We start from the raw sequence: 16,178 nt of genomic DNA on the forward strand, positions 1-16,178 counted from the left end.
TCAATGAAAATAGGACTACAAGTTAGAACGTTTTTTATGATCGTAATGATTATCGCTGTGTCCAGCTGTAATCAAATAAGAAATATAACCGATGTTTTTGTAAAACCTACCGCTAGAGAATTATATGCAAGGGAGTTTGAGAAACAAGATTCTTTGAGCTATAATAAGTGGCATAAAGAATTTTTAGCTAGTAAAAACGATAGTTTACAAATTCGCTTACCTTATGTAGAACAGGGTGCATATTTTAAAAATCGATTAGTGGTATACACCTACAATCTATTTTTAGAGGAAGGGGTCATATTTAATATAATTATCAATAATGAAATATTAGGTACAAGATGTTTTATTGACCTATTGAAATTAAACGAAGATGGTGGCCTAAAAGACGTTATGCATAATAATTATGGCGAGAACAACTTAAAATTTACGATTGTAGAAAGCGGGGTGTATAAGGTTTTAATACTACCAGAATTAAAGTCGCAAGGTTTATTTTCCGTTGAAATTTATAATACGCCTAGTTTTGGTTTTCCCGTTTTAGGAAAAGGCAATAGTGCGGTTCAAAGTTTTTGGGGAGCGGCAAGAGATGGTGGAGCAAGAAGTCATGAGGGTATAGATATTTTTGCGGAAAGAAAAACACCAGTTGTTGCAGCCGTAGCAGGTAGGGTTAGCTCTACAGGAGAAAGAGGTTTAGGAGGAAAGCAAGTCTGGCTTAAAGCGGGACTTTTTGGCGAATCTCTTTATTATGCCCATTTAGATACTATTTTGGTTTCAACGGGAAACAAAGTTGAAATTAGTGATACTTTGGGTTTAGTTGGTAATACGGGTAATGCAAGAACCACTGCACCGCACTTGCATTTTGGTATTTATAAAACGGGTAAAGGAGCGATAAATCCACTACCATTTGTTAAAGTTACAGAGCGTCTAAGTTATAAACCTTTAATTGGTATGGCTGAACGTTCAAAGATATCTTCCAAAGTTGCTAATATTAGAAATGCACCAACTGTTTCGGGTACAATTTTGGGCGAAATCAAGCGAAATGATACAGTGTCACTACTAGGGTACACAGAAAATTGGGCACATGTTCGATTAAAAGACGGTAAAGGAGCTTTCATTTATAAAGGTTTAATTTCTGAAATTGATTGACCGCTACATAAAACAATAAAAAAAAGCCTTTTAATTTTTAAAATTAAAAGGCTTTATCGGTTTTATCGATACCGTATTAGTTCATATTAGTCATTACGAATACAGGTAAATGATGAAATAAATGTTTTACTGGTCTGTATCTTTATACTTTTTAAACCAAGCAAGAACACTTGCAATCTTGGCTACCAAGTTGCTAGGTCTGTTGGCGATACCATGTCCTGCACCTGGTATACGTACCATAGCCGTTTCTACTCCCTCTAATTTTAATGCAGTATAGAATTGCTCAGATTCTGCAATAGGTGTTCTGTAATCTTCTTCTCCGGTTAATAGCATGGTTGGGGTAGTTACGTTGGCAACGTACATTAATGGAGAGCGTCTAAAATAGTTTTCTGGATCTTCCCAAGGTTTCTTGCCGAACCAATATTTCGAGAAAAATGCGGCACCATCGGCATATAGTACAAAGCTTGTCCAGTTGATAACCGGTTTTGCAACAACGGCAGCCTTAAATCGGTCTGTTTTTCCCACTATCCAAGCGGTAAGCACTCCACCGCCACTACCTCCGGTCACGAAAAGATTGTCGGTATCGATATATCCTTTTTCAATAACGGCATCAACACCGCTCATAAGATCTTCATAGTCATGGTTAGGGTAGTCATGGTGTATTAAATTCCCAAATTCAGCACCATAACTGGTACTTCCACGTGGGTTACTGTACAGCACCACATAACCAGCAGCAGCGTAAGCTTGTATTTCTGCACTGTATACAGAACCGTAACTGGTAAATGGTCCGCCATGAATTTCAAGAATAAAAGGATATTTTTTATTAGGGTCAAAGTTTGGCGGAGTCACCACCCAGCCTTGAATTTTCTGTTGATCGAATGAAGACTCCCACCAAATTTCTTCGGTTTTGCCTAAATCTCTAAAAGAATAAAGGTCATCATTAACAAAAGTTAATCGCTTAGAACCTTTTTTATCGGCAGCTCCAAGGTCTGATGGGTGTTCGGTATTTCCTAACGTAAAGGCGAATCTTGAATTTTTAGAAACCGTAAAATCACCAGCATTATAAGGTCTTCCTAAAGACAATCCGCCAAGTCCCTCAACAAGGGCGGTTACTTTACCGTCTAATGTGATATGCCCTATTTTAGTAGCACCCTCCGTATCATATTGAAAATAAAGACCTTTGCCGTCATTAGCCCATTGTGCATTGGCAATATCTCTATCAAAATTTCCAGAAAGAAGTTTAGAATTGCTTCCGTCGGTATTCATTACATAAAGATTTGTGATCTGGTACCCTTGCAACTTATCATCGTTACCGGTGTAGGCAATCATTTTTCCATCAGGGGATACTTGTGGAGAACTATCAGGACCATATCTAGATGTTAATGGAGAAACTTCTGCCGTAGCAATATTCAAGGCATACACTTCGCTATTGGCAGGCTCAAAGGCTTCATCAGGATTAAAATTTGCAGAGAAATAAAGCGTTCTGTCGTTTTTTGCCCATACAGGAGCACCATGGTCAAACTTTGTTGTCGTCAATTGCTTAGGTGTGCCACCATCGATAGATAAGGTGAAAATTTGCGTATGTCCACCTTTTATATAACCTTGACCGTCACCTCTATAATTTAATTTGTCGATATAAGTTGGCGGGGTATTCCACTTTGCGCCTTCTGGTTTTGCCGGTAGTTTTACAATAGATTGTTCAGCTTCTGGTACAAACATGGTAAAAGCTAAGTAACGGTCATCATGAGACCAACTTACGGCACTAGGAGCTTTTGGTGTATTGGTTAATGGGGCAATCTCTTTAGTATCCATCCACATGAGATACAATTTCATTTTTTCATCTTCTTTGTTCGATTTAAAGATGATTTTTTTACCGTCGTGCGACCAACGAGGATAGTAGTCGTTCTGGTTACCAGTAGTCAAAGGTCTATTTTGCGAACCATCATAATTAATAATCCAAAGGTTCGATAAATTTCTATCGGTCATAATATCCTTAAAGTTCCTAACATAGATAATTTTACTACCGTCAGGAGAAATCTGAGGGTCAGAAACATACTCCATATTAAAAATATCGGTAAGCTCAAGATTAGAAGAAACTTGGGCGGTAATCGATGTCGTAAAAAATAGAAGAAAGAGTGTTTTAATAAAAATTTTCATAGTGTAGAGTTTGGTTTGAAACTATGCTATGAAGATAGCGAAATACTTAAATAAATGAATCGGTATTTTGTAGAATTGAGTAAGTATTAATATTCAATTTTTTAATCCTTTTTGTATTTTCACAATATGGAAGAAAAAGGATTTTTACATCAAATTCATCCTGTATTACCAGTTTGGGATGTTGTTGAGGCGCTAGACTTTTATATGAATAGATTGGGCTTTAGAATTGCTTTTGCCGATGATGCTAAGAACCCTAAATACGCAGGTATATTAAGAGATGATATAGAAATTCATTTGCAATGGCACGATAAAAAAATGTGGGAAGTGGAAATGGACAGACCATTGTTACGTATTGTCTCTCAAAATATCGAAGCCTTATATAATGAGTATTCTAGGGTAGATGTTTTTCATGCACATACCTTGTTAAGGGAAACAGCCTGGGGTACACGAGAGTTTGCCTTTTATGACCCTTTCAAAAACGGATTGACATTTTATAGAGATGTGTAGCGTGTTATTAAATTGATTATCAGAATAAAAATATAAAAATGAAGGTATTATTTATAGGAGGAACAGGGAATATCAGTACACCAAGCAGTAGATTGGCTGTAGCCAAAGGAATAGTATTATATGTATTGAATAGGGGAAAAGCCAAAGTTGAGATTGAAGGTGCACATTCTATTATTGGAGACATTAACAAACCGGAAGAACTTACTGAACTTAAGAAGCACGACTGGGATGTGGTGGTGAACTGGATAGCTTTTACTCCCGATGATATTGAGCGTGATATTGAATTATTCAAAGGGAAGACCAAGCAATATATTTTTATTAGCTCGGCATCTTGTTATCAAACCCCTTTAAGTTATCCTGTAATTACGGAATCTACTCCGCTACATAATCCGCTTTGGGACTATTCTGAGAATAAAATACTATGTGAAGACCGATTACAAAAAGCGTATAGAGAAGAAGGATTTCCAATCACGATTGTTAGACCTTCATTGACCTATGATACTGTAATACCAATTGCAATCGGAGGATTTGATAAATATAACACGGCACAGCGAATTTTAGACGGAAAGGAAATTATTGTTCACGGCGACGGTACATCGCTATGGACGGTAACCCATTCAGACGATTTTGCAAAAGGTTTTGTTGGATTATTAGGATTACAAACAGCAATCGGTCACGCATTTCACATTACTTCAGATGAGGTTTTAAGCTGGAATATGATTTATAAAATCCTAGCCGATGCATTGGGTAAAGAAGCTAAAGTAGAACACATAGCATCAGACTTTATATGTAAAGTTGAACCATCATTTACTGGAACGTTATTGGCTGATAAAGGAGAAAGTGTTTTGTTCGATAATACGAAAATTAAAACCTTTGTACCTGGTTTTAAGGCAACTATTCCGTTTTCCGAAGGAATTAAAAGAACTGTTAAATGGTTGAAAGAGAATCCAGAGCATCAGAATATAGATGAAGACACCGAGGCTAAAATTGAGAATGTGTTGAAGGCTTATAAAGGTTTGTAGTTTTTCGAGAGAACAAGTAGTTTAATTCACCGTCCGTATTACCCACCCCTTAATCCCCTCCCAAGAGGGGAGATTTTCGTTTTTGATTGCGAGTTTGATTAAAAAGTAATTTAAAATCGATTAGTGAAATTTATCGCGAAGGATTAAAAAATATGTTCAAACTATTCCCCTCTTGGGAGGGGCTAGGGGTGGGTTTCAACTGTGTAATTTCACAAGTTGTTCTATATGATAGTTTAGGGTGTTTGTTTGAAAAAAATTAAAAGTTGATGAGTGGATTGTTAGAATAATTCACCATCCGTATTACCCACCCCTTAATCCCTCCCAGGAGGGGAGATACACGTTTTTGATTACTAGTTTGATTAAAAAGTAATTTAAAAGCGATAAGTGAAATTTATCGCGAAGGAATAAAATTATGTTCAAACTATTCCCCTCTTGGGGGGGGCTAGGGGTGGGTTTCTAATGTATAATAATTTGATAATTGTTACAATGGAAAAATTAATTACAACCGTTGTAACTCTAAGTACCTAAGATAAAATAGTACTCGGTATCAATTCTTCAACAATTTCACCATCTTTCAAATACACGTAATAAGAATGATTTTCATCGTTTAAGGAAACTGAAGTATGAACTTCACCATCTATAAAATGAATGGCAGAACGGTCGTCGCAGGCGTAACCATCCGATAGTTTGCCTGTTTTAATATTATCGAAATACAAAGGTCTACGTGAAGTTTCAGAATTGTAATGCGGACAGTGGCTTTTGTCAATAAACGCCATACCACCAACGATACTTAATTCCTTGGGTCTAGAGTCTGTAGTACCGCCATTAAACCAGCATAAAGAACCAGCGCTGCCGCCACCCATAACTACGCCATTGTCATAAGCTTTCTTAAGTGCAACATCAATACCTTGGGCTTTCCAGATGGCAAGCATATTCAAGGTGTTACCTCCACCAACAATAATAGCATCCATACGAGAAATAATCTCCTCGAAAGATTCTTTTTGGTCGTAAGAGTTGATCCAAACTGAAAGAACATGTGGAGTAACATCTATCTGAGAGCAAACATCATAGAAAGAAGCAATATACTGCTCGTCTTCTCCACTGGCGGTAGGAATAAAACACATATTCGGTTTTTCCTTGCCAGTAGCTTTAGCAATATAATTTAAGAATGGTACGGTATGGCGACCGCTACCGTAAATCACCATTTGCTTTTTCATAATGAGAAGTATTAGTATGAATATGACACTATCAGAAGCTATTCGCTTCTGCTAGAGTCATTTCTTTTTTTTGGTCTACTTGTATTTCTATTGTTCTTTCCTCTAAAGTTGTTACCACCAGGTCTATTTCTGTTTCTATTTTTGTTACGCGAATTGCCTTGCTTTTTTTTCGGTGGCATCGGTTGATCATCAGAAGGCGTATCGGCATCTACAAATTGATGTTCTGGCATACGTGGTACAGATTGTTTTATCAATTTCTCAATATCACGTAAATAAGCTCTTTCCTCTTTATCGCAAAATGAAAGTGCTATACCACTAGCATTTGCACGCCCAGTTCTACCAATACGGTGAACATAAGTTTCAGATACATTAGGTAAATCGTAATTTACTACTAACGATAAGTCCTCTACATCAATTCCTCTTGCGGCGATATCCGTAGCAACCAAAACTTTTAGATCTCCGTCTTTAAAAGCTTTTAATGCCTTTTGTCTTGCCGTTTGCGATTTGTTACCGTGAATAGCAGCAGAACGTATGCCAGCTTGGTCCAATTTCTTTACGATCTTATTTGCGCCATGCTTGGTTCTTGAGAATACGATTAAGGTATTTTCAGGATTCTCCTTAATAAGGTGAATTAAAAGTTTAGGCTTATTCGCTTTGCTAACAAAATAAACTCCCTGTTCAACTTTTTCTGCTGTAGCTTGTTCTGGCTTAATAGTAACGCGTTCAAAATCGCCCAACATTTTTCTAGAAAGCTCCACAATGTCTTTTGGCATGGTCGCCGAAAAGAACAATGATTGTCTTTTAGGGGGCAATTTTGCAATGATTTTCTTGATATCGTGAATAAAGCCCATGTCCAACATTTGGTCAGCTTCATCAAGTACTACGTGCTCTAAATCTCTAAAAGAAATAAAACCTTGATTCATTAAATCTAATAAACGACCCGGAGTAGCCACTAAAATATCTACGCCACCTCTAAGTGCGTTTACTTGTTTCCCTTGTTTTACTCCGCCAAAAATAACGGTATTTCGTAGCCCTGTATACTTACCATATGCGGTAAGACTTTCGCTAATTTGAATAGCAAGTTCACGGGTAGGTGTTACAATAAGAGCTTTTACTTTTCGCTTTGTCTGTCTTAAACTGATACCCTCGTATAACTGATGTAAGATCGGAATACCAAAGGCCGCTGTTTTACCAGTACCTGTTTGCGCAACTCCCAAAAGGTCTTTGCCTTGGAGTAATATAGGAATAGATTGTTCTTGAATTGGAGTAGGGTGAGTATATCCTTCAGCTTCTAATGCTTTTAGGATTGGTTCGGCTAGGCCGAGTTCTTTAAATGTCATAAAATATTAATAAGATGCAAAGGTACGCTTTAATGTGGAAGGAAATATAAAGTGAGATTAAAGTACGAAGTGCAAAGTACAAATTATTAAGTAATAAGTATTAAGTAAGAAGTGCTAGGTAGTTCAAAGTAAGAAGTATTAAGAGTTTAGAAAATAGAATATAGAGAATAGATTTTTTTGATTAGTTCTTGATCAAGCGTATTTAGCGTAGCTAAATATTATAATTTCTAATAACGAACAACGAACAACGAACAACGAACAACTCATTCTGAACTTAATTTTTGAGTTTACGCTTGTATTTAAACTTGTATTTAAAACATCATTTGTCGGTTAACGACCTCAATTATCGGTAAGGTGTTTTTTGGGTTGCTGTCGTTTATCGATGCGATTTTACACTTTACCCGAACTTGTGTCAAGTAACGAGTATTAGGGGTTTTTCAGCGATTCATCACCTAGTAAAACAAGGTCTGCGGCGTTCTATTATTGTAACAAACGCAAGTCATGAAAACAATAATCGCAACAATCTTCATCATCTTTTTAAGCTTTACTGCTCAAGCACAGAACTCTACTGAAGAAGTAAAGGTTGAAACTATTGAAATGAGTATTGTTACAGAAACTGTGAATGAAGTAAAAGCTGAATCTAATACAGAAGTAGCTAGACTATACAAATTCAAAAACTCAAGAATCAAAAGGGATTTGAACTTTTTGACTAAAGCGAACAAGCCTAAGATGGCGTAAGTTCTATTGTTCAGTTGCCAGTTATGGTTTACAGTATTGAGTAATGAGTATTAAGTATTAGGTACAAAGTATAAAGTAGAAAAGAGAAAATAGAGTAGAGAGGAAAGACTACAGGCAATAACAATTTAGCTACGCAAAATTTTATTTTCCAACAACGAACAACCAACAACCAATTAAAGTCCAGCCATTGCAGCTTCGGCGCAACGTTCTCCGTCCATAGCGGCAGAAACGATTCCACCAGCATAACCACCACCTTCACCACAAGGAAAAAGACCTTTGATCACAGGGTGTTCTAATTTTTCATTTCTTGGGATACTAACCGGTGATGAGGTTCTAGATTCTACTCCTACGATATTTGCTTCAGTCGTATAATAGCCATGCATTTTATCACCGAAGGCTTTAAAGCCTTGGCGTAATCTACTGCCTATAAGTTTGGGTAATAGTGAATGTAGTGGAGCAGAGTTGAGTCCTGGTTGATATGAAGTAGGATTTAAATCTACAGAAAGGTTTCCTTCTACAAAATCCGTCAATCGTTGTGCGGGAGCAGTTTGTGTTCTTCCACCTGATGTAAAAGCCAATCGTTCTAAGTTCTTTTGATATTCCAATCCTTTAAGCGCTCCAAATTTTTCGTACTTGGGAATATCTTTATCCACGTTAATTTCAACCACGATACCCGAATTTGCATATAGATTATTTCGTTTTGACGGAGACATTCCGTTCACCACGACCTCACCAGGTGATGTTGCAGCAGGAACTATGAATCCGCCAGGGCACATGCAGAATGAATACACGCCACGGTCTTTCACTTGTTCCACCAAGCTATATGAAGCTGCTGGTAGCAATTCGCTACGGTCACCAGAACAGTGGTACTGAATACTATCTATAATATGCTGCGGATGCTCTACACGAACTCCCATAGCAAATGACTTTGCTTCAAGAGCAATATCTTTTTTATGAAGTAAATCGAAAATATCGCGAGCTGAATGTCCCGTTGCCAAGATCACACGTTCAACAGCCATTTCATCGGTTTCGTTTAAAACTATCGCTTTTAGGGTATTGTCTTTAATAATGAAATCGGTCACCTTAGTATTAAAGTGAATTTCACCTCCATGATGCTGAATTACTTCACGAATATTCTGTACAATTTTAGGCAGTTTGTTCGTGCCAATATGCGGATGGGCATCTACCAAAATCTGGTCGGTAGCACCGTGAAAAACTAAACTTTCAAATATGCGACGAACATCGCCACGTTTAAGGCTACGTGTATATAATTTTCCATCAGAATACGTACCGGCACCACCTTCACCAAAACAATAGTTACTTTCTGGGTTAACCTGATGATCTTGATTAATGGCTTTTAAATCTCTTCTACGATTTTTTACATTATTACCTCGTTCAAGAACAATAGGTTTATAACCCATTTCTAAACAACGCAGCGCCGCCCACATACCTGCAGGTCCGAAACCAACAATATGAATTGGTTTTGCGTTCGAGACATCTTTATATTTAAAATCAAGAGTATCGCTAGGGGCGGGTTCATTGATATAAATTGCCAGTTTGTAATTAAAGAAAATTTTAGGTTTACGAGCGTCTATAGATTTACGAAGTACCTTAATTTTAAAGTTGCCATCTTTGAGTCCCAAGTACTTTGCCACGCGAATTTCTAATCCGTTAGGTGTGCCTTCTTCCTTTAATGATAACCGCAACTGTACATTTCTGACCATACTGCAAAATTAAAGTAAAAATTATGATGAGCACGCTAGCCAATCAAAAATGCTAAGGAGAATTGTAGTTCTATTTTTCCACAATAGTTCTAAAAGTCAAATTTACTCTAGGGTTTTTACTTTTAGTAGTTGGCGGCAATCGATGTAACCAATTTGTTTGCGTTTCATCTTTCATAATCAATAAGCTGCCATGTTCTAAAACCAATTCTACTTTCTCTTTAGTTTCTTTATGTTTAAAAGCGAATTTGCGTTCATCGCCAAAACTAAGAGAAGCAATGGCTCCGTTCTTCTTTAGGTCTTTTTCTCCATCGCTGTGCCAAGCCATACCCTCGCTACCGTCGTGATATAAGTTTAGAAGGCACGAGTTAAAGGTTTCTCCCGTTTCTTGTTCTATTTTATGTTTCAGTTCCAGTAATTCCGTCGTCCATGGTAAAGCCTGTTTTGTAGTATTAGAGTAAGTATATTCGAATGGTTTTTCGCCATACCAAGCTACTTTACGTTTGGTAATAATCTTTTTACCAAAGATGATAGCTTCATCATTCTTCCAAACTATGTTATTAAGCAGCTTGGCTAGGTATTTCTCAGCTTCCTGTTGGATAAGTATTTTTCCGTAGTAATTAACTGTGCCACCCTTCGGAAGTAAGTTTTTACTATGGTCAACCTTTATATCAAATAATTTCATTTTCTAATTATTGCAGATGTGCTTTTACAAGCTAATAAAATTTTAACGCTTTAAAAAACAAAAGCGAATAGCTAACCTTTTTTTATGAGATTATCTACTCGCTTTTATAATTAAAGAGAACTCTGTTGATGTATACTAATTGCTTTTAAGCAAGTTCTTAATCACCTTGTTCCATTTTTCTATAGACTGAAACTCTCCGCTCAATTGATAGTTTACTTCAGCATTATAGAATTCAAAAACGGTATCGGGTTCATTTGCCTTTTTAGAAAAAAGATTCAAAAGTAAACGCTCTGTTATTTTCTCTTTTCTAGCATACGATTTGCCGATGTTGGCAATTTCAGAGGTGTTAATGGTAGATAAATCGGCGTATTGCTGATTTAAAACATCACCATTTTTAGAAATAAAGAATACGAATTTTTTCTGTGCATCAACACCTATGGCGTAGTGACCAAAAATTTCATGTTCCGTTATTTTACAATTATGTTTACTGGCAACATCGTTAAGAGATGTCATCATTTGTTTTTCTTTCGTTTTTCTACTTCTGCTAGTTACAACAAAAGGCATTGCACAAAGTGCAACGGATGCTAAACCAATAGCGGCTATTCCTAATTCCATTTTTTAATTTTTTAAATATGATATATTGTTTTCTGTATGATGTTTTAAATAACACCATATCAAATAGTTACATGTGGTTACCAAAATGATGACCTTTAAAAAAATGTATTACCAGAAACTATGGAACGGGAAGATGAGATCAGACTTTCTATGTCTTATCAATAACGTATTAGCAAACAGTTGGTACTGCTTAATTTTTGCTACAAAGCGTAACTCACTGTTATTTAAATGTGAGTTGAAAATTGTGAACGGTAATTTGTAATTCGGAGATGATACTTCGGCAACATCAGAAACTGAAATTTCAGATTGCTGTGCATGCGGAGATAATGTCTTTGTAGATTCTTTGAATAAGGATTGCTTATTACTGCTTAGGCTTCCTAAAACCTCTTTAGAAAATGGTAACGTATTTGCAGAACTATATATTCCGAAACAATAAATTGTAACGAGTAAAAGAACTCTAAATATGTTATTTGTACTTTTCATATTAAGCAATAACCGCTTGGTCGAGAATTACAGTAACTTCTTTTAAACTTTCATCGTTATCTAGCAGAAACACTAGAATGTCATTAGCTTTAATAGTAGTAGAACCGCCAGGTCTAACAAAAGTTCCATCTCGTTTGATCATAACAATGAATGACGCCCTTGGTAAGTGCAAATCTATTATACGTTTATCTACCGCAAAACTATTTGGCAAAATTATAACTTCTTCCATGGCAGATTTCGGTAGATTGAGAATATACCTGTCATTTTCTGCAATAGGTTTCACTTCGTCAGGCAAAGCAACATTCAGCCATTTCGCAAAAATAGACAATGTAGTACCTTGAATTAGTACTGATGATACCGATATGAAGAATACAATGCTGAAAATGATATTCGCCTTGTTAATACCTGCAAGTAGGGGGTAGGTGGCAAATACAATAGGCACTGCTCCTCGTAAACCCACCCATGAAATATAAAACCGACGTCCCATTTTCATTTTAAAGAACATGAGGCTCAATAAAACACCAACTGGTCTTGCTACTAGAATGAGGAATACTGAAATTAGTAATCCGATGCCTAAATATGGAATTATTTGCGACGGAAAAACCAGTAATCCTAAGGTTAGGAATAATACAATTTGCATTAACCAAGCCATACCATCGAACATTTTTAAAATGGTTGATTTATGTATTAAATCTTGATTACCTAAATATACGGCACAAATGTAAATGGCTAAGAATCCGTTACCACCAACAGCATCTGTAGCTGAAAAGGTGATGAACATTAGAGCGATTACCAATACCGGATACAAACCTTCAAAACCAAGTTTAATTTTATTGATGATAATCTCGCTCAATTTACCAAAAGCAAATCCACCTATAGCCCCCAGTATCATTTGTTGCAAAAATAGGGGCATGATGGAAAGAACACTTAAATCTTGATTAATGACCAAGGTTAAAAAAGCAAGTGTTAGTACATAGGCCATAGGATCGTTACTACCACTTTCTAGTTCTAATGTAGGTCTAAGGTTGCTTTTTAACGCTAAGTTCTTTGAACGTAATATGGAAAAGACTGCGGCGGCATCGGTTGATGAAACTATAGATCCCAAAAGCATACTCTCGTAAATGGTAAAATCTGTAATGTAGTACACAAAAGTACCTAATGTAAGTGCAGTAAGTAAAACGCCTAAGGTAGAAAGTACCAAACCTTCTTTTAAAATCGGTTTTACTGATTTCCAGTTGGTATCTAATCCACCAGAAAAGAGAATAAAGTTAAGAGATACTATACCAATGAATTGTGCAAGCTTAGGGTCGTCGAACTGAATGCCGCCAATACCATCAGAACCTGCCAGCATACCAATAGCCAAGAAAAGGATTAATGTAGGTACCCCAAACTTATAGGAGGTCTTACCTACTATAATGCTAATAAATAGCAGAAGAGAACCTACTAGAAGTATGTTTTCTATGGTAAGATTCATTGGTGGTTGTGAGTATTGATTTTAATACGGTAAAGTTAAATCATTTATTAAAAAACCAATGTAATTGCTAAGCTTTGGCACAATGTTAACATGTTGACAATTACGCATAAATTATACCGATTAAATCGATTTTTTAAAAAGAGAAATTATGATATTAAAAAGGTAGAATAGCTGTGTATAAATTAATATGGAAATGGTATAAAATGATATTGTCCGAAATCCAAGAAAAGATGCAAAATTAGAAGATGAATCATCCTGAATTAATTCAGGTGTAAAAAGATTAATAATCATTATAGCAAGGAATCCTGAAATTGTTACAATCACATGTACAAGGGTTAGCCAATTAATTAGTTGCATTTTTATTTTGAAAATCACCCAATATCCAAGCCCTATAAATCCTGAAAATATTGATAAAATTATAGCTATATAAATAATATCAAATACATAATAAGTGTCATGAATATTAATTTCAAATGTTTTGTCAAAATTTAGAAACGGAATTAAAAGTAAAATCGGAATTATAATCCAAAAGGCAATATGGGGTGCTTGAGTGATTTTATTCATTTATAGTTGTAGTATTATTCTTAAGGTCAAGTTAATCATTATTAAGGTCTTGCCAATTTTTATTTTTAATTAATATTTATAAATACATTTGCATGTATCAATATATTAAACACATCATGGAACTAAAACAGGTTGAGAAAATTTCTAAGGCGTTAAGTGATGTAAATCGGTTGAAATTGTTGCAGTACATGCAAAATAACCAAGGTAAGGTAGAATGTACCAAAGCCTGTAATTTGCTTGATTTAGCACAACCATCTATTAGTCACCATGTAAAAAAGCTTGTAGAAGCAGGCTTGATAAACAAACACAAAATAGGTCGTAATTATAATTATACCTTGAATCATGAAGTGTGGGATAATTACTTGTTGAGGTTACAAAACCTTTAATTTTTTTAAATAGATATATAGATACTTTTAAATATATAAATGAATTTATCTAAATGAAAAATATAAAATATTCTATATTGGATTTAGCTATAGTATCTGAGGGTACTACGCTAAAAGACACTTTTGATCATTCCGTAGCTCTTGCGCAAGCAGCGGAAGAATCTGGCTATACCCGTTTTTGGTTGGCAGAGCATCATAATTCCATAGCTATAGGTAGTAGCGCAACATCTATATTAATAGGAAAGATTGCCGAAGAAACGAAAACGATACATGTAGGATCTGGCGGAATTATGTTGCCAAATCATTCCCCATTAATTATAGCAGAGCAATTTGGGACATTAGGAATTCTATATCCGAACAGAATAGATTTGGGTCTAGGTCGCGCGCCAGGTACGGATCAATTGACGGCACAAGCCATACGTTCAGATTTTTATCAGGCAGCACAGTCGTTTCCTTTAGAAATTGAAAAAATACAACGTTACTTTTCTACTGAAAATGCAGGTGCAAAAGTACGTGCTACTTTGGCGGAAGGTGTGGAGGTGCCCTTATATATTTTAGGCTCAAGTACAGATAGTGCTCACTTAGCAGCTAAAAAAGGATTGCCTTATGCATTTGCCAGTCACTTCGCAACGACACACTTAATGAATGCCTTGCAAATTTATCACAATGAGTTTCAGCCATCGAGTGAGTTAGAAAAGCCATATACTATGGCAGGGGTGAACATTATCGTAGCCGATACCGATGAAGAAGCAGAACGTATTTCAACATCGCTTTACAAAATGATCGTTGGTTTGTTGACAGGAAATAGAGGTTTTATGCAGCCACCAGTAGATATGACAGAAGATATACGCGAATTAAGTCAGAATCCGTCTGTACAACAAATGTTGAAGTATTCATTTATTGGAAGTAAAGAGACCGTTAAAAAGCAGGTACAACAATTTATTGCAGATACGCAAGTAGATGAACTTATAGCGGTAACCAATATTTATGATGGCAAAGACCGTATTAAGTCTTACCATTTGTTTGCTGAAATTATGAAAGAACTGAATGGATAGCAGAAATAACTGCTCTCTGTTTTAATCTTTTATTTCAACGGTAGATTGTCGTTCTCTATTAACGGTGAGTTTTGTTACATCTGGTCGTGAATAATGCCCAACGGAATCAAAATTCTGTCTTTCTTGAAGCACCCTATTAAAATCTATTGTCGTTGTAATAAGACCTTCTTTGTCGATAACCGGTGGTAAGATCCATTCTCCATCCGGCCCGGCAATACAAGAACCTCCGTTTGCCAAAGTATCAGGACAGTTTTCAAGAATAGTATCTAAGTGTGGTGTGTCTTTAGGGAAATCGGTTTTGCTCATTAAACTAGAAACGGAAACTACAAACGATCTAGATTCCCTTGCGATAAACCGTGTAATATCAGCAGTGTTGTAATCGGAACCTGGCCAGACGGCAATATGCAAATCTTCTCCTAAACCATATAAGGCTGTGCGTGGAAGAGGCATCCAATTTTCCCAACAATTTAATCCACCAACGGTGAAGTTTTTTAATTCGTGAACTCGTAAACCATTACCATCACCAGGCGCCCATGTAAGTCGCTCTTCGTAGGTTGGCTGTAATTTTCTGTGAACCGATTTAATTTCACCATCACTATTGATATAAACTAGCGAGCAGTAAATACTGTGACCACCTCTATTCTTTGCACGCTCCATTAATCCTAAATAGATGGCAATCTTTTGTTGCTTTGCAAGCACACAGATATCATCTAATTCACCCGCTTCTATTTGAATGGAATTTTTAACATAATGAGCATGAATTTCTTTCTGCACTTTAGAATCAAACTGAGCACCATTCGTCATGGAAACCCAAAAAGGATAGCCAGGTAATAGAGCTTCACCAAAAACTACAAGCTCACAATCATCTTCACCAGCTTTAATGATATAATCCTTGATTTTATCAATCGTCTTTTCTTTATTAAGCCAAACTGGTGAGATTTGAGCCATACCTATTTTGAGGTTGTTTTGTTCTGGAGTATCTATAATTTTAGTCATTTTTAACGTGTAATAATATTATTTCTAAGACTTATCTTTCTTTTAAAGATCAACTTTAATTTATAGTTAATAAGC

Annotated in this window: 16 protein-coding genes; 6 read left to right on the forward strand and 10 right to left on the reverse strand. The window is 36.1% G+C overall.

The window, feature by feature from the left end; all coding sequences use genetic code 11:
- Window positions 1-3: 3 nt before the first annotated feature.
- Window positions 4-1,143, forward strand: a complete 1,140-nt coding sequence (locus SJY30_RS02730) for a peptidoglycan DD-metalloendopeptidase family protein (RefSeq protein ID WP_396634083.1) — start codon at window positions 4-6, stop codon at window positions 1,141-1,143.
- A gap of 126 nt (window positions 1,144-1,269) precedes the next feature.
- Here the strand turns inward: SJY30_RS02730 and SJY30_RS02735 are convergent, their stop codons facing one another.
- Complete coding sequence (locus SJY30_RS02735) at window positions 1,270-3,300, reverse strand: S9 family peptidase (protein ID WP_396634084.1); 2,031 nt, start codon at window positions 3,298-3,300, stop codon at window positions 1,270-1,272.
- A 126-nt stretch (window positions 3,301-3,426) separates the two neighbouring features.
- Here SJY30_RS02735 and SJY30_RS02740 point away from each other — a divergent pair, with 126 nt between their 5' ends.
- Window positions 3,427-3,807 carry a glyoxalase superfamily protein gene (locus SJY30_RS02740; RefSeq protein ID WP_396634085.1) on the forward strand — a complete coding sequence of 127 codons (381 nt, stop codon included), beginning with the start codon at window positions 3,427-3,429 and terminating at the stop codon, window positions 3,805-3,807.
- A 38-nt stretch (window positions 3,808-3,845) separates the two neighbouring features.
- A complete protein-coding gene (locus SJY30_RS02745) occupies window positions 3,846-4,829 on the forward strand; it encodes an SDR family oxidoreductase (RefSeq protein WP_396634086.1) in 984 nt (327 codons plus the stop codon).
- 524 nt (window positions 4,830-5,353) lie between these two features.
- Here SJY30_RS02745 and SJY30_RS02750 read toward each other — a convergent pair.
- Together SJY30_RS02750 and SJY30_RS02755 are read right to left on the reverse strand one after the other, a co-directional pair.
- A complete protein-coding gene (locus tag SJY30_RS02750) occupies window positions 5,354-6,046 on the reverse strand; it encodes a Type 1 glutamine amidotransferase-like domain-containing protein (RefSeq protein WP_396634087.1) in 693 nt (230 codons plus the stop codon).
- Between the two features lie 38 nt (window positions 6,047-6,084).
- Entirely contained in the window at window positions 6,085-7,386 is a 1,302-nt protein-coding gene (locus SJY30_RS02755) for a DEAD/DEAH box helicase (RefSeq protein ID WP_396634088.1), read from the reverse strand.
- A 501-nt stretch (window positions 7,387-7,887) separates the two neighbouring features.
- Between SJY30_RS02755 and SJY30_RS02760 the strand changes: the two genes are divergently transcribed.
- Entirely contained in the window at window positions 7,888-8,124 is a 237-nt protein-coding gene (locus tag SJY30_RS02760) for a hypothetical protein (RefSeq protein WP_396634089.1), read from the forward strand.
- Between the two features lie 173 nt (window positions 8,125-8,297).
- On the opposite strand, the gene SJY30_RS02765 is transcribed toward SJY30_RS02760, so the two are convergent.
- The 6 genes from SJY30_RS02765 to SJY30_RS02790 all read right to left on the reverse strand — a co-directional run bounded on the left by SJY30_RS02765 (window position 8,298) and on the right by SJY30_RS02790 (window position 13,666).
- Window positions 8,298-9,848 (reverse strand): NAD(P)/FAD-dependent oxidoreductase, encoded by a 1,551-nt coding sequence (locus SJY30_RS02765; protein ID WP_396634090.1) that lies wholly within the window; start codon window positions 9,846-9,848, stop codon window positions 8,298-8,300.
- 70 nt (window positions 9,849-9,918) lie between these two features.
- Window positions 9,919-10,530, reverse strand: coding sequence for an alpha-ketoglutarate-dependent dioxygenase AlkB family protein (locus tag SJY30_RS02770; RefSeq protein ID WP_396634091.1), 612 nt, complete (start codon window positions 10,528-10,530; stop codon window positions 9,919-9,921).
- Window positions 10,531-10,665: 135 nt separating this feature from the next.
- Window positions 10,666-11,145: a hypothetical protein gene (locus SJY30_RS02775; protein WP_396634092.1), complete on the reverse strand. Its 480-nt coding sequence runs from the start codon at window positions 11,143-11,145 to the stop codon at window positions 10,666-10,668.
- A gap of 108 nt (window positions 11,146-11,253) precedes the next feature.
- A complete protein-coding gene (locus tag SJY30_RS02780) occupies window positions 11,254-11,628 on the reverse strand; it encodes a hypothetical protein (RefSeq protein WP_396634093.1) in 375 nt (124 codons plus the stop codon).
- Window position 11,629: 1 nt separating this feature from the next.
- On the reverse strand, window positions 11,630-13,102 hold the full coding sequence (locus SJY30_RS02785; RefSeq protein WP_396634094.1) for a potassium/proton antiporter: 1,473 nt from the start codon (window positions 13,100-13,102) through the stop codon (window positions 11,630-11,632).
- Window positions 13,103-13,222: 120 nt separating this feature from the next.
- A complete protein-coding gene (locus SJY30_RS02790) occupies window positions 13,223-13,666 on the reverse strand; it encodes a hypothetical protein (RefSeq protein WP_396634095.1) in 444 nt (147 codons plus the stop codon).
- Window positions 13,667-13,782: 116 nt separating this feature from the next.
- On the opposite strand from SJY30_RS02790, the gene SJY30_RS02795 reads away from it, so the two are divergent.
- The gene (locus tag SJY30_RS02795; RefSeq protein WP_396634096.1) at window positions 13,783-14,052 is read left to right on the forward strand and encodes an ArsR/SmtB family transcription factor; all 270 of its coding nucleotides are present in this window, start codon (window positions 13,783-13,785) and stop codon (window positions 14,050-14,052) included.
- A 53-nt stretch (window positions 14,053-14,105) separates the two neighbouring features.
- Window positions 14,106-15,107 (forward strand): LLM class flavin-dependent oxidoreductase, encoded by a 1,002-nt coding sequence (locus tag SJY30_RS02800; RefSeq protein ID WP_396634097.1) that lies wholly within the window; start codon window positions 14,106-14,108, stop codon window positions 15,105-15,107.
- Window positions 15,108-15,128: 21 nt separating this feature from the next.
- Here the strand turns inward: SJY30_RS02800 and SJY30_RS02805 are convergent, their stop codons facing one another.
- Window positions 15,129-16,103, reverse strand: a complete 975-nt coding sequence (locus SJY30_RS02805) for a carbon-nitrogen hydrolase family protein (RefSeq protein WP_396634098.1) — start codon at window positions 16,101-16,103, stop codon at window positions 15,129-15,131.
- Between the last annotated feature and the right edge of the window lie 75 nt (window positions 16,104-16,178).

This window comes from Maribacter sp. R86514 (assembly GCF_044597005.1).
Taxonomy (GTDB): Bacteria; Bacteroidota; Bacteroidia; order Flavobacteriales; family Flavobacteriaceae; genus Maribacter.